Origin of the sequence: Chryseomicrobium aureum (genome assembly GCF_016909155.1) — a bacterium.
Taxonomy (GTDB): Bacteria; Bacillota; Bacilli; order Bacillales_A; family Planococcaceae; genus Chryseomicrobium; species Chryseomicrobium aureum.
Map to the genome: position 1 here is coordinate 1 of NZ_JAFBFG010000025.1, position 14625 is coordinate 14625.

Sequence of the window (14625 nt, forward strand, 5' to 3'; positions counted from 1 at the left end):
CGTCCTGAGCCAGGATCAAACTCTCCATAAAAGAGAACTTAATGTAAGCTCATTTTGTTGCTGACTTAATTTTTGAACGTCCATCACAACCCGTTGAAGGATGTGACTTGGTTCGTGTTTGCGTCACGCACACCCAACGGGGGTCGAGGTGGTGACGCTCTATCTTGACGTCTTGCATGTTCAGTTTTCAATGTTCATTTTGTGTGTCACTCATTTTGGCGACTCACTTAGTATAACTCGCTGCCCTATTCAGTGTCAAACACTTTTTTAAAATAATTTATCAGCTCGGCTGATATTTTTTAAGGACAAGTAATAATATACCGTGTGTACTTTTAAATAGCAAGTACTATTTTAAAAAAGGAGAAACTATTTTTTAATCCACCTTTTTCCCTTCATATATATATGAGAGAATGAAAAAAAGGAGGATGCATATGGAAATACTCTTCGATCATGTTGAAGTACTAATCAAGTTAAGTTTAGCTGCCTTCCTGAGTTTAATTATAGGACTCGAACGAGAACTCAAAAAGAAGCCAGTCGGATTGAAGACTTCTATTGTAATCGCAACCTTTAGTTGCTTGCTCACCTATATCTCTATTGAAGCCGCGTACATTGCTGAGGGGCGAGATGATATCAATATCACAATGGATCCCCTTCGTTTGGCTGCTCAAATTGTGAGTGGTATCGGATTTCTTGGTGCGGGAGTTATATTGCGAAAAGGAAATGATAGTATAACCGGGCTTACAACTGCTGCAATGATATGGGGAGCTGGCGGAATAGGTATAGCAGTTGGTGCAGGATTTTATATTGAAGCGGCTGCTAGCGTGTTTATTGTTTTAGTCGGAGTCGAACTTATTCCTCCCCTATTGACACGGCTTGGTCCGCAAAGATTACGGATGCGAGATATGTCTCTTCACCTGTGGCTATCCGATTCAAAACATATTGATCCAGCAATTGAGTATATTCAACAACAAGGAGGGAAAATACAAAGCATCCAAATAAAAGATCATTCAATGGAATTAATGCCACAGCATCAGCTGCATCTCCGTATCTCAATGATCAATAAAGTGAAGCCAAATGAGTTTTATCATCTATTAAAAAGGCAATCCTATATTATCGCAATAGAAATTGAAGCAATTGATTAGGAGGAAACGGAATGAGTGGATTTGTTGGATTGCTTAAAGGAGGAAATAAACCTTCTTTAATGGCGGCTGTTGTGAATACGTTTATTGCATTTATGAAAGGTGGCGCATTTTTACTTACCGGTAATGTAGCAATGTTTGCCGAAATGATGCACTCTTTTGGAGATGCTGCCAATCAGTTTTTTTGTTTTTATAGGTTCTGCCTTATCGAAGAAAGCACCTACACCTCGATTCCCTAATGGTTTTGGACGTCTTGTAAACTTAGTTGTTCTTGGCGCAATTATCATTGTTGGAATTCTAGCGTATGAAACGATTAAAGAAGGGTGGCATCATATTCTTCACCCTACTGAATCTGGTGGAATCACAATTGTCCTTATCGTTTTATTAATCGCCTTCCTTTTAGAGATTTTCGTGCTTTATAAAGCTGGGAAAGAGGTATTACATGAAGCGCATGTCAAAGGCGGATTTTTAGCACCTCTGACAAAAAGTTTTACTCACTTAAATCGAGCAAAACCCGCAACGAAATTAGTCTTTATGGAAGATTTGGTCGCCACTGCAGGAAACCTTCTAGCAGCGATTGCCGTAATTATCGCGTACTATACAGATTTTCTTGCAATCGAAGGCATCGTTTCTATCATCATTGGTCTTATGATGTTTTATGTAGTCGGGAAAGTATTTTTAGAAAATGCTAGAGGTGTCATTGGAGAAACAGATGAACAAATGTTAAATCATGTTGCTTACTTGATTTCAGATAACCCCAAAATTAAAGACATCAAAACTTTAGAAGTCGTAAAGGAAGGAGAATATCTCCACGTTGAAACTTTGGTTGAGATTGATCATACTTTAATATTTGATAAGATTGATGATATTCAAGATGAATTATCAAAGCAGATTCTAAGTCAACCTGGTGTAACAGATGTTGTCATCTCGTTCGATGAAGACGACGGTGTAAAGTCTTGGAAACACCATAAAGAACCACCAACTACGTTAAAAACTCACGATGTAAAGAACTAAGCCTAAAAAAAATCAGGTTCCTCTCTCACTTAGAAGAGAAGATCCTGATTTTTATTTTGCGTTCATTTAAAGTGCCGCTTTTAAAATACTTCGAACATCCTCAGCTTGCAATTTCTTAAAGTTGCCAAATGGACCGTAAACTAGCGTCTTATCAACCATGTCTTCGATACGCTCATCTCCAATTTCGTAATCACTTAATTTCTTCGGTGCACCAATAGACGTCCAGAACTCCACGAGACGGTCAATTCCTTCATGAGCAACCTCTTCATCAGACTTCCCTTCCGGATTCACACCAAATACTTTAACAGCCATTCGTGCAAAACGTGCAGGATTTACCTCGACGTTATGACGCATCCATTCTGGGAAGATGATTGCGAGACCTCCAGCATGCGGAATGTCATAGATAGCAGATACCGCGTGCTCGATGTTGTGACTAGCCCAGTCTCCGTTATAGCCCATCTGCAAGAAGTTATTTAATCCTAACGTCCCTGCAAACAAGATCGTCTCACGGTGTTCATAGTTCGTTAAGTCTTCCATTAGTTTTGGAGCTGTTTCGATTACAGCACGCAAAACGCCCTCAATCATTTCATCTTGAACAGGTGTGTTCGTACCATTGTTGTAATACTGTTCAAACATATGTGACATCATATCAACTACACCATAGACAGTTTGATCAGCAGGAACTGTAAATGTGTGTTCAGGATCTAAAATTGAGAATTTCGGAAAACTGAATGGACTTCCCCATCCGTACTTCTCTTCTGTCTCTTCATTTGTTATAACAGAGCCTGCATTCATCTCCGAACCAGTCGCTGCTAAAGTCAAAACTGTTCCAAGTGGTAAAGCCTCTTTAGGTTGCGCTTTACGCGTAACAAAGTCCCATGCATCCCCGTCATATTTTGCGCCTGCGATAATCAACTTAGAGCAATCGATTACAGATCCACCACCAACTGCAAGGACTGCATCGATATCATTTTCCTTACAGATTTCAATTCCTTTTTTCGCAGTCGAAAGACGTGGATTCGGCTCGACTCCGGATAATTCAAATACTTCAAATCCTCCAGCAGATAATTCCGCCATCACTTTATCGTATAGACCATTCTTTTTAATGCTACCGCCGCCATAAACGACCAAAATTTTCTTACCGAAAGGTGCGAGCTCTTGTTGTAGTGAAGCGAGTTGCCCTTTTCCAAAAATTAATTTTACTGGATTGTAAAAACTAAAAGCATTCATCAAACCGCTCCTTTCTTTTATCATTCTTATCCTACCTCTTCTTGTCCTTCACGTCTAATAGAAGGCATCAAAAAAGCCCCCCATGCAGGGGAGCTTGGTGTGATTAAACCCAACCACGGAAGCGTGACGCTTCTGCAGTTCTGCGTACACCGACCATATAAGCCGCTAAACGCATGTTGATGTTCCGTGTCGATGCAACGTTATAGATGTTTTCAAATGCATCCACCATCTTTTTGTGAAGCTTTTCGCTCACTTCTTCTTCAGTCCAGTAGTACCCTTGGTTATTCTGTACCCACTCGAAGTACGATACCGTTACGCCACCTGCAGATGCAAGTACGTCTGGAACTAGCAAGATGCCACGCTCATGAAGGATTTTTGTCGCTTCAGCAGTCGTCGGTCCGTTCGCTGCTTCCACTACGATTGTAGCTTTGATGTTATGTGCATTATCCGATGTGATTTGATTTTCGATTGCTGCCGGTACAAGAATGTCACAATCTAACTCGAGTAAGTCTTGGTTTGAAATTGTATTTTCAAACAAAGTCGTTACTGTTCCGAAAGAGTCACGACGATCTAACAAGTAATCAATGTCAAGTCCGTTCGGATCGTGAAGGGCACCATATGCATCTGAAATACCGATTACTTTAGCACCTTGATCGCTCAAGAACTTCGCTAAGAAGCTTCCTGCATTACCAAACCCTTGAATAACAACACGTGCTCCCGTCATATCAATGCCAACTTTTTTAGCTGCTTCATTAATACAGATTGTTACACCTTGTGCAGTAGCACGGTCACGTCCTTGAGATCCACCTAGCACCAACGGTTTACCTGTGATAAATCCTGGTGAGTTGAATTCATCGATTCGGCTGTACTCATCCATCATCCATGCCATGATTTGCGCGTTCGTAAACACGTCTGGAGCTGGGATGTCTTTTGTTGGTCCGACAATTTGACTAACAGCACGAACATATCCACGGCTTAAACGCTCTAGTTCGCCCATAGACATTTCTCGTGGATCACATGTTACTCCACCTTTACCTCCACCATATGGTAGATCAACGATGCCGCATTTTAGTGTCATCCACATAGAAAGGGCTTTCACTTCTTCATCTGTTACGCCAGGGTGGAAACGCACTCCACCTTTTGTTGGTCCGACCGCATCATTGTGCTGAGCGCGGTATCCAGTAAATACTTTGACAGAGTTGTCATCCATACGGACTGGGATACGTACTTCTAGCATACGTAACGGTTCTTTTAACAATTCATACATTGCTTCATCATAGCCTAGTTTGTGTAATGCTTCATGAACAACTGCCTGTGTCGATGTAAACAGGTTTAAATTTTCAGCCATTTTATCAATTCGCCTCTTTAATAGTAATAGTAGAATTCAGATTCATTGTACCATAGTCAATTGGAATTTGTTATGCAAAAACTTTTTTTATGCGCTCTAATGCCCAGTCTAACTCTTCTTTTGAAATGACAAGTGGTGGAGCGAAACGAATTACTGTGTCGTGAGTTTCTTTACATAGTAGACCAAGTTCTTTTAATTGCTCACAATATGGACGAGCGGCTTCGTTTAATTCTAGACCGATAAATAATCCACGACCACGTACTTCTTTAATAGAAGAATGATCTAATTTTTGAAGTTCTTCTTTAAAGTAATTTCCTAAATCTTCAGATCGTTTCGCTAGGTCTTCATCCACAAGCACTTCTAACGAAGCAATCGATACAGCACAAGCAAGTGGGTTTCCACCGAATGTAGATCCGTGTGAGCCTGGGTTAAATACGCCAAGTACGTCGCGGTCTGCAACAACACATGAGATTGGGAATACCCCGCCGCCAAGTGCTTTTCCTAAGATATACATGTCTGGATGAACGCCTTCCCACTCAGAAGCAAACATACGACCAGTTCGAGCAAGACCTGCTTGAATTTCATCTGAAATGAACAACACGTTGTTTTCTTCGCAAAGCTCTTTTGCAGCTTTCATAAATCCAGCTGGTGGAATTACGATACCGGCTTCACCTTGAATGGGTTCCATCATGAAAGCAGCAGTGTTTGGTGTAATCGCAGCTTTTAATGCCTCAAGGTCGCCGTAAGGAATCAGTTTGATACCCGGTAACATCGGGCCGAATCCACGCTTGTACTCAGGGTCAGAAGATAACGATACAGCTGTCATCGTACGGCCATGGAAGTTTCCTTCGCACGCGATGATTTCAGCTTGATCTTCAGCAACACCTTTGACATCATATGCCCAACGACGTGCTGCTTTAAATGCTGTTTCTACAGCTTCTGCTCCTGTGTTCATTGGAAGTGCCATTTCTTTACGTGATAATTTAGTAATTAACTCGTACCATGGGCCAAGTTGGTCATTGTGGAATGCGCGAGATGTTAATGTCACACGGTCCGCTTGATCTTTTAGTGCTTGAATGATACGTGGGTGACGGTGTCCTTGGTTTACAGCAGAATACGCCGACAACATATCCATGAATTTGTTTCCTTCTGGATCTGTAACCCATACCCCTTGCGCTTCTGAGATGACGATTGGTAGTGGATGGTAGTTATTTGCACCAAATTTTTCTGTTTGTTCGATTACAGCAGTTGTTTTTGACATCTATTCTTCCTCCTTATCTATGTACAAAAAGGCAGACGCACCAAGGTGATGGCCTGCCCTCTTGACGAGATTACAGCATTTCTGAAGTTGTTTTTGCTTGCATGTGTAACTGGATGTAATCCGGTCCACCCGCTTTTGAATCTGTACCTGACATGTTAAATCCACCGAATGGTTGGTATCCAACGATTGCACCTGTACAGCCACGGTTGAAGTAAAGGTTTCCAACGTGGAACTCTTCGCGTGCTTTTTCGATATTCATACGGTTTGTTGAGATAACCGCTCCAGTTAATCCATACTCTGTATTGTTCGCAATTTCTAATGCGTGATCGAAATCTTTTGCAGAAGTGATTGCAAGAACTGGACCGAAGATTTCTTCTTGCATGATACGCGCTTGTGGATCTACGTCTTTGAATACAGTTGGTTGGATGAAGAACCCTTGTGAATCATCACCAGTACCACCTGTTAACAATTCGCCTTCCCCTTTACCGATTTCAATGTATTCCATGATTTTCTTGAATGCAGAACCATCGATAACAGGACCCATGAAGTGCTCATCGTTATCTGGAACACCTACAGTTAACTCGTCTGTTAATTCTTTCACGCGTGCTACGACTTGATCGTATACGTCTTCTACGATGACTGCACGTGAACATGCTGAACATTTTTGACCGCTGAAACCAAAAGCAGATTTCACGATAGATGTTGCAGCTAATTCTAGATCTGCTTCTTTATCTACTACGATTGTATCTTTTCCGCCCATTTCAAGGATTGTGCGTTTGATCCAGATTTGACCTGGAGAAAGTTTTGCTGATTTTTCAACAATTCCAAGACCAACGTCACGTGAACCTGTGAAGCTGATTAGACGAGTACGTGGGTGTTCTACTAGGTAGTCACCGATCTCAGCGCCAGAACCTGGGATGAAGTTGACAACGCCTGCTGGCATACCTGCTTGCTCAAGTACTTCAACGAATTTGTAAGAAACGATTGGAGTTGTTGAAGCTGGCTTCAATAGAACTGTGTTTCCTGCTACCATTGCTGCTACTGCTGTACCTGCCATGATTGCAAATGGGAAGTTCCATGGAGAGATAACAACTGCTACACCTAGTGGAATGTAGTTGAACTGGTTGTACTCACCTGGACGTGATTCTACTGGGTACCCTTCTTTTAACTTCAACATTTGACGACCATAGTACTCTAGGAAGTCAATCGCTTCTGCCGCTTCTACGTCTGCCTCTACCCAAGTCTTCCCTGCTTCTTTCGCAAGAAGGCCAGAGAATTCGAATTTACGACGACGCATGATTGCTGCTGCTTTGAAAAGTACATCAGCACGTGTTTCAGGTTTTACTTTGCTCCACGTTTTAAATGTTTCGTCTGCAATGTTCATAGCTTTTTCAGCGATGTCACGTGTTGCTTTTGAAACGCTACCTACAACTTCTGTTTTATTCGCTGGGTTGTAAGAAACAATTTTATCTTCAGTTGTGATACGCTCTCCGCCAACGATTAATGGATACTCTTCACCCATATAGCCTTCGACAGTTTGAATACCTTCCTTGATTTTGCGTTTGTTTTCTTCTAATGAGAAATCTGTGAATGCTTCGTGTTTGTATGGAATCATGTGAGAAACATCCTCCCTTATTTAGTATAGTGCAAAAATTATTTGCACTTCGTTTTCATTTACATATATAATAATGCAAAAGATTGTTGCGTTTTTCAAGTGATATATTGTATTTTCCTCAAATTTTTTTAGGAAGTGACCATTATGAATGAAAATTCCCAATATTTAGGGCCTTTTTACCGATTTGCCATCGACCAAGTTGGAGTGGGTGTCCATGCAATAGATAAAAATGGCAAAACGGTTCTCTATAATGATCAAATGCGAAAAATTGAAGGACTTCATTCTACCGATGTAGAAGACCGGTCGATACTTGAAGTATTCCAGTTTGAAAAAGAAGAGAGTACGTTGTTACATGTATTATCAACAGGAAAGCCGGTTAATCGTGTAAAGCAGACGTACTGGAATAACAAGGGACGAGAAATCACGACGATTAATGATACGTATCCCATTTTTGAACAAGGACAACTCATTGGTGCAATTGAGTTTGCTCGCGATATTACAGCTCTTGAGCGACTCGTCTATCAACCACTTCGCCGGTACAATGAGCCCATTACCTTAAGTTCTTTAACCGCCGTGTCCGAAACAATGCGCCTCGTGATTTCGAAAGCAAAAAGTGCTGCTCAAGTGCGGATGCCTCTGTTATTGATTGGTGAGGCAGGCACAGGGAAAGATTTGATTGCAGAAGGCATTCATCACCAGTTGACGCCTTCGAATGATCAGTTCATCAGTCTGTTCTGTCATAGTTCTGATCCTCTGCTCGTCAATAAATTCCGGGAAGAATTGAAAAATATATCGAATTCTACTATTTTTTGTGAGCGAATCGACTTACTCTCACTCGAGTTGCAAAAAGAGTTGCTTCACATTCTACAAACTTCAACCGGAAAATATAACCTCTTTATAGCAAGTGTAGGAAGTGATCCAATTGATTTAGTTGCCAGTCGGTCACTGAGTCGCGACCTGTACTACTATTTTGCAAGTATGACCATTACCGTTCCTCCACTGCGAGAACGAAAAGAAGATATTGTACCATTTGTGGAAGATTACCTACGCCGTTTAGAAGATCGCCACGGGCAAAGCAAGGTCACGATTGATAATAAGGTACAGGAGTTATTGCTGAGCTATGATTGGCCAGGGAATTTAAAAGAGCTTGAGTTATTGTTAGATGAAACGTCTACTATGCTTACGATGGAATCCACCCTTACAGAGGACCTGCTACCTGTGCAGTTTCGCTATAAGTTAGCGGTTCAAGACAAATCGCAAGTAACCGCTTCAGATTTTCTGCTGACATCCGAAAAAGACTTAATGCCACTTGATCAGTATTTACGGGAAGCGGAAACGTATTATCTGCAGAAAGCGGTAGAGAAGTTTGAAGGGAATATTACGAAAGCAGCGGAGGCGCTTGGGATGAGCAGGCAGAATCTGCAGTACAGGTTGCGGAAGTTGCGGAATGCACGGAATTAGATGTGGAGCCGACTGTTCAGAAATTGTGCGAGAAGACAGCGTGGACTGTGAAGCGCTCTTTGCTTCATAGGCCGCGATGGCTTCTTGCGGGATTTCTAGGAGGCGCAACTCGATTACAATTAGATGTGGAGTGGACTGACTGCACACCAGAATGTACTTTAAAAATCTAGAATCATCTTACGATGTTTGCTTTTAAGGTCAAATTAAGAACGAAAAGGACTGGGGCCGCTCGAATCGAGCGGCCCCAGCGCGAGTCTTCTTAGTTTTCTCTTGCGCAATCATCTCCAGCTGAATCTGGCTAGTTCAAGTGCTTCTTACCAGGAAGTTGTTCCTTACATCGACTTCGATACGGCTTCGCCTCTACAACTTCCTCGAAGGTGACCGGTGTGCTTCAAAAAACATCAGTACTGACAGGCTGTGCTAACGCAAGGCCTGACTTAGCAATCTAACAATCACAATCGAGGACGGCGGGCGAGTGCAAAGGAATTTTAAGGTGAAGACTTATAGGGTGACAGGCACCGAATAGAAATGGCACTTGATTACCTGTTGATGTTTACTAAGTATTCATCGGATTTACACCGGATGACTTTTTAGTGGCAACAAATCTCGGAGGCCAGGTCGCCATTTCCCGGGCCATCAGGGTTTTCCCGAGACCCGGCAACGAAGATGAAAGTGCTCTTCTTTCATCTTACGTGGGGAGGCTCAGGGAAATCCTCCCAGGAAATGGTGACCTGGGTGGAGGGATTCACTGATATGAAGAGGTGAATATTGACAGGAACCTTTTTCATTCAACACAAAAGGGAGTTTCTCAAATTACGAGAAACTCCCTTTTCTTATTTTTTACTTGAGTGATTTACGGATCCAGCCATCGAGCTTGCTTTTCAATGTGTCGAATCCGCCTGCATCTTGCTCATCGATTCGTTCCTGCAACGGGATACGTCCCTTGTCATCTCGCTTGTGATAAAACGGACGGTCTTGCAGCGCACGTAGCGATAAGCTAATCTTGCTTTCTTTCTTATCAATCTCAAGCACTTTTACTTTCACGGCTTGCCCGACTTGTAAAAAGTCATTGATATCGCGCACATATCCGTACGTAATTTCAGAAATGTGGATAAGCCCTTGTGTGTCATCTGACAGACTAACAAAAGCCCCATATGGTTGAATACCTGTGACAATACCCGTTACAACATCTCCCACTTTGTAATTTTTCATAAGGATTGCTCCATTCTAGTTTTAAAGAAATCGCCTCTACGGCCACCTTTAGTATAGCATAAAATGAAGACTTATTCATTATTCTGAACATTATTGTGTAGGCATGAATGGCATTTTCCAGCCATCTTCGGTTTTGATTAATTGGAATAGCATGACAGGTGTATCATGAGTACTTGCTCCCCTTTCTGTTAATTCCACCTCTACCAAACCAGTTTCATTCCCATTTAAATCTAAACCTTGGTTTATAAATGTGTATGCTTTTACATACTTTTGCAATGGTAAGTATTCAATGGAGCCTGAAGCTAAATATTCATCCTTTGGAATTTGTAAATAACGCTCATCTTCTATATATAGTTCGTAGCGAAGTTCAAGTTCTCCAAGTTGCCCATAGTAATGATATAGCCCGACAATTTCTTCAGGAGACAATGCTTTATATTTATCTAATCCTGGAACTAACGCAAGTTCCTTAAAGTAATTATGGATGCGCTGTTCAAACTGAGCATCTACAAGAACAGCGTCGCCTTTTGATTGGGCTACTTTATATTTCGCACTATCCATTTCCCTGATATAAATTTGTGCGTCTTCATAACTGATATTTTCCCAGGTAGTAGATGATGTCCATCCAGTATCTAGCATTTCTTTCACGATTGGAGCAAAAACTGCATGGACAACAGTGTTTTCTGGTTGCTCAGCTAAATGTTTCCACTGATCTTGAACTTCCTTTTTTAGTACTCCGTTCTCGAAAAGAATGGCTTGATGATCTTTCTGATTTTCACTCATCGTACCTTTTAGAGTCAGATACAATAGATTCGCAACGCGATGCGATTCACCTTCTATTGTAATCGCCTCATCACTAATGCTCTCCTCAATTTCAATTAAAGAGCGAGCAGTTAGTTCATATGGATAAATCATTTCTCCTGCTTCGGTTAATTTTCCTAGCGCATAAAACTTGATCAACCCTTCAAATTTCGGATGTAGAATTTGAGATAACGTGGGAAGTTGACTTTCAGGTATTTGAACGTCTGAAGCAACTACATCGGACCCAACTTCCTCAAAATCCAATAGTTTTCGCATATAAGAGGAGAGTACATAACCTGATTCTTCTAACGAACGCTTTGTATGAAAACTATTTTCATATTGCTGAGCTAGAAATTCTTCTGGAGTCGTCAAAATCCAGGATAATTCATCAACTGCAGTCTCTATAATACTTTCCTCAGTATCCCCATATGTGTCGTGATAGTCTATAAAATCGACAGACATAAAATGGTTTCTCCCTTGGTCCGCATAAACAACCGCCTGAATCTGACTAAACTCTTCATCGTCCAGTCCCATCTTCACTCGCGCTTCTTCACGAATTTCTGCGTACTGACGGTCGATTTCTTGAGAGATGTAGACAAAATCAAGCCCACTCTCTGAGACCTCTTCTTTTTCTTCTTCTGAAGCAGAATTCGTCGGTGGATTGACCAAACTCATGGCGAAAAGGAATAGTGTAAAAATGGCCGCTACACTGATGAGTGGAACGATCCAGTTTTTCTTCGGGCGTTTTGATCGCTCTGGCTCTTTGTTTGTTAATGCAGAAATCACGGCCTTAGGGTCTGTCCGCTCTTCCATTTCCTCGTATCCTTTTTTCAACTTGTTCATGCGTTCTTCAAAGTGATGTGTGTCCACTAAGCTTCGCCTCCTGTTCTTCAAAAGCCGTGCGCAATAAATCTTTGGCTCGATGAATGCGGATTTTAACCGTGCCTAACGTCAAACTTAAAATTGTCGCGATTTCTGAATAAGAACACTCCTGAAAATAATAAAGCACAAGTGGTACGCGATATTTTTCATCCAGTTTCTGAATTTGAAGATGCAATTCTCGGTCTGCTTCCGATTGCAAGAAAGTATCTTCCGAAGTCTGACCTGGTAAAACACCTTTTTCGTGTAGACGCTTTTCTTTTCTCGTCTCTTGCGTCTCTTTGCGATAGTGGTCACGCGTCGTATTCAGTGTGACTTTATACAGCCACGTCGTGAAACGATCTCGTTGGAATTGATGAAGAAATCGATAGAGTCGAATGAATACTTCTTGCGAGATGTCTGGAACATCGTCGTAGTCGGCTCCGCACTGGTAAGCGAACCGTTCGACAGTCCCTCTGTATGTATAGATGAGCTCCTCATATGCAGAAAGATCTCCTTGTTGGGCTGCTTCAATAAGTTTGACAGTCACCTTGTTCCCCCCTTGCTAGTAATGGTACGGAAGTTGACCGAGAGAAGTTACAAAATCCGGTAAACTTTTTCCACTTTGTTTTTCAGCTGATTTCATATACAATAAGGCAATTAGTTTTGAAAGTAGGTTTTTTATGAAACGCGATTCGTTTGGCTCAAAAATTGGATTTATTCTGGCAGCTGCCGGTTCAGCAATTGGCTTAGGAGCCATATGGAAGTTCCCGTATATGGCCGGAACAAATGGCGGTGGCGCATTTGTGCTGTTATTCATTTTGGCAACATTGATTATCGGCTTACCTATTTTATTAGCAGAGTTTGTGATTGGACGACGCGGCCAAGCAGATGCTGTCACAAGTTTTCAACGATTGAGTAACACGAAAGCATGGGCTTGGATTGGTCGTGCTGGCTTTGTATTCTCGTTTATTATTTTGTCGTTCTACTCCGTTGTTGGTGGATGGATTTTGACGTACCTCTGGATATCGATCAAACAACTAGTGACGACAGCGACCATTGACTATGAAGCAACTTTTACATCGATGATTGCAAACCCGTGGCAAGCGATTTTTGCACAGGCCATTTTTATGGTACTCACGATTTTGATTGTTTCAGGTGGAATTAAAGGAGGAATTGAGCGCGCTAGCAAATGGATGATGCCGGCTCTTTTCATTTTCTTCATCTTATTAGCTATTCGTTCCTTGTCTCTTGACGGAGCAATGGAAGGCGTTCGCTTTTTACTTGTTCCAGATTGGAGTGCCGTAACGTGGGAGACAGCTTTAATGGCACTAGGCCAAGCATTCTTCTCACTGAGTGTTGGTGTTTCTGGCATGATCACGTATGCTTCTTATTTGTCGAAAGAGACCAACTTGCCGCAGTCTGCGAGTAGTGTAGCCGGCATGAATATCTTTATCTCACTTCTAGCTGGACTTGTGATTTTCCCAGCAGTATTTGCATTAGGCTATTCACCGAATGAAGGACCTGGTCTTGTATTCATCATCTTACCGGCTGTGTTTGGTGAGATAGCATTCGGGTCCCTGTTCATGTTGCTGTTTTTCGTTCTAATGCTCTTCGCGACGTTAACGTCTTCTATCAGCATGTTAGAAATTACGGTGTCCATTGCCATTAAAAAGAAGTATGCCAGACGCCGTCGAGCTGCCATTTTGATGGGTATTTTTATTTTTATATTTGGAATTCCGAGTGCGTTATCGTTCGGTGTATTATCGGACTTTACGCTTGCAGGTCGAACGTTCTTTGATAACGCGGACTACATTGTGAATAATTTTGGTTTACCACTTGGGGCTCTGTTCATCTCGTTGTTCGTTGGATATGCGATGAGTAACCAAGCGACCCAGGAAGAATTAAACATGAGTCCCGTGCTCTATTCAATCTGGCATGCCACTGTGCGGTATTTAGCGCCGCTTCTAATTGCTGTTATCTTGATTCAAAAAGCAATAGAAGCCTTTTTGTGACAATTGTACGAGTTTCGTCACGTTTTCTGATTAATTCGTAAATGGAAATATGGTACTATAACATATATATAAGTAGAAAGGGTGTAGTGATCATGTCTGTAGATTTAGCCAGTCAACTAAAGCGACTACGTGAAGAACGCAATATGTCACTTGAAGACCTATCCTTAAAAGTACGAATTGGCGTTGCCAAACTGCAAGCATACGAAACTGGCGAGGAAGTCCCTTCTACGCAAACACTTTTAAAGCTTTCAAACGCTTTGGAAGTTCCTGCGTCGAATTTGCAAGACGGACTTTCTTCTCTATAAGAAATCCCTGTGGATAATTTCCACAGGGATTTTTGTTAAAGTGTGCATGTGACGGCGAGTTTTAAAGCAATCAATTTGTAGGAGACTTCCATACATTTCTCAAGAGGAATCCATTGTTCAAATGAATGCTCGTACACAAGTTGAATATGGTGCGCAACATCGGATGGATGATCTGCTCCTTGAAGAAATGCGACAACATCTGCCGCTTCTGCTGCATAGTTGCCCGATCCTAATTGGAAAGGATCCCAGTCTTCAAGAACGCGCACAGCTTGCTTATTCATTTCAATTTGATGCATAGTTTCACCTTATTTTCTATAGTAGTCTGCTATATAATAGCATAGAACATTTAAATTGGAAGGAGAATTGCCT

The 14625-nt window shown here is 41.7% G+C and carries 12 protein-coding genes and 1 pseudogene; 5 read left to right on the forward strand and 8 right to left on the reverse strand.

The genetic code is table 11. The annotated features are described in order from the left end of the window. Positions 1-431 precede the first annotated feature (431 nt). Positions 432-1142, forward strand: coding sequence for an MgtC/SapB family protein (locus JOD03_RS13030; protein ID WP_204591799.1), 711 nt, complete (start codon positions 432-434; stop codon positions 1140-1142). An 11-nt stretch (positions 1143-1153) separates the two neighbouring features. After that, positions 1154-2153: pseudogene (locus JOD03_RS13035) on the forward strand (cation diffusion facilitator family transporter). A 66-nt stretch (positions 2154-2219) separates the two neighbouring features. Here the strand turns inward: JOD03_RS13035 and JOD03_RS13040 are convergent. The 4 genes from JOD03_RS13040 to pruA form a co-directional block, all read right to left on the reverse strand. Continuing rightward, a complete protein-coding gene (locus JOD03_RS13040) occupies positions 2220-3383 on the reverse strand; it encodes an iron-containing alcohol dehydrogenase (RefSeq protein ID WP_204591801.1) in 1164 nt (387 codons plus the stop codon). A 103-nt stretch (positions 3384-3486) separates the two neighbouring features. Next, on the reverse strand, positions 3487-4731 hold the full coding sequence (locus tag JOD03_RS13045; RefSeq protein WP_204591803.1) for a Glu/Leu/Phe/Val family dehydrogenase: 1245 nt from the start codon (positions 4729-4731) through the stop codon (positions 3487-3489). A gap of 70 nt (positions 4732-4801) precedes the next feature. Beyond that, positions 4802-5992 (reverse strand): ornithine--oxo-acid transaminase, encoded by a 1191-nt coding sequence (locus JOD03_RS13050; protein WP_204591805.1) that lies wholly within the window; start codon positions 5990-5992, stop codon positions 4802-4804. A 70-nt stretch (positions 5993-6062) separates the two neighbouring features. Beyond that, a complete protein-coding gene (gene pruA, locus JOD03_RS13055; protein ID WP_204591807.1) occupies positions 6063-7607 on the reverse strand; it encodes an L-glutamate gamma-semialdehyde dehydrogenase in 1545 nt (514 codons plus the stop codon). Positions 7608-7751: 144 nt separating this feature from the next. Between pruA and JOD03_RS13060 the strand changes: the two genes are divergently transcribed. After that, entirely contained in the window at positions 7752-9068 is a 1317-nt protein-coding gene (locus JOD03_RS13060; RefSeq protein WP_204591809.1) for an AAA-type ATPase lid domain-containing protein, read from the forward strand. An 840-nt stretch (positions 9069-9908) separates the two neighbouring features. Here JOD03_RS13060 and yugI read toward each other — a convergent pair. The 3 genes from yugI to JOD03_RS13075 all read right to left on the reverse strand — a co-directional run bounded on the left by yugI (position 9909) and on the right by JOD03_RS13075 (position 12486). Beyond that, positions 9909-10280, reverse strand: coding sequence for a S1 domain-containing post-transcriptional regulator GSP13 (yugI, locus tag JOD03_RS13065; RefSeq protein WP_204591811.1), 372 nt, complete (start codon positions 10278-10280; stop codon positions 9909-9911). Positions 10281-10370: 90 nt separating this feature from the next. Next, positions 10371-11948: a hypothetical protein gene (locus JOD03_RS13070; protein WP_204591813.1), complete on the reverse strand. Its 1578-nt coding sequence runs from the start codon at positions 11946-11948 to the stop codon at positions 10371-10373. Next, positions 11929-12486, reverse strand: coding sequence for a sigma-70 family RNA polymerase sigma factor (locus JOD03_RS13075; RefSeq protein ID WP_204591814.1), 558 nt, complete (start codon positions 12484-12486; stop codon positions 11929-11931). Before JOD03_RS13075 ends, JOD03_RS13070 begins: the two co-directional genes overlap by 20 nt. A 133-nt stretch (positions 12487-12619) precedes the next feature. Here JOD03_RS13075 and JOD03_RS13080 point away from each other — a divergent pair, with 133 nt between their 5' ends. Next, on the forward strand, positions 12620-13951 hold the full coding sequence (locus tag JOD03_RS13080) for a sodium-dependent transporter (protein WP_204591816.1): 1332 nt from the start codon (positions 12620-12622) through the stop codon (positions 13949-13951). 92 nt (positions 13952-14043) lie between these two features. Next, entirely contained in the window at positions 14044-14256 is a 213-nt protein-coding gene (locus JOD03_RS13085; RefSeq protein ID WP_204591818.1) for a helix-turn-helix transcriptional regulator, read from the forward strand. A 35-nt stretch (positions 14257-14291) separates the two neighbouring features. Here JOD03_RS13085 and JOD03_RS13090 read toward each other — a convergent pair whose 3' ends face one another. Next, positions 14292-14552: a DUF1871 family protein gene (locus tag JOD03_RS13090; RefSeq protein ID WP_204591820.1), complete on the reverse strand. Its 261-nt coding sequence runs from the start codon at positions 14550-14552 to the stop codon at positions 14292-14294. Between the last annotated feature and the right edge of the window lie 73 nt (positions 14553-14625).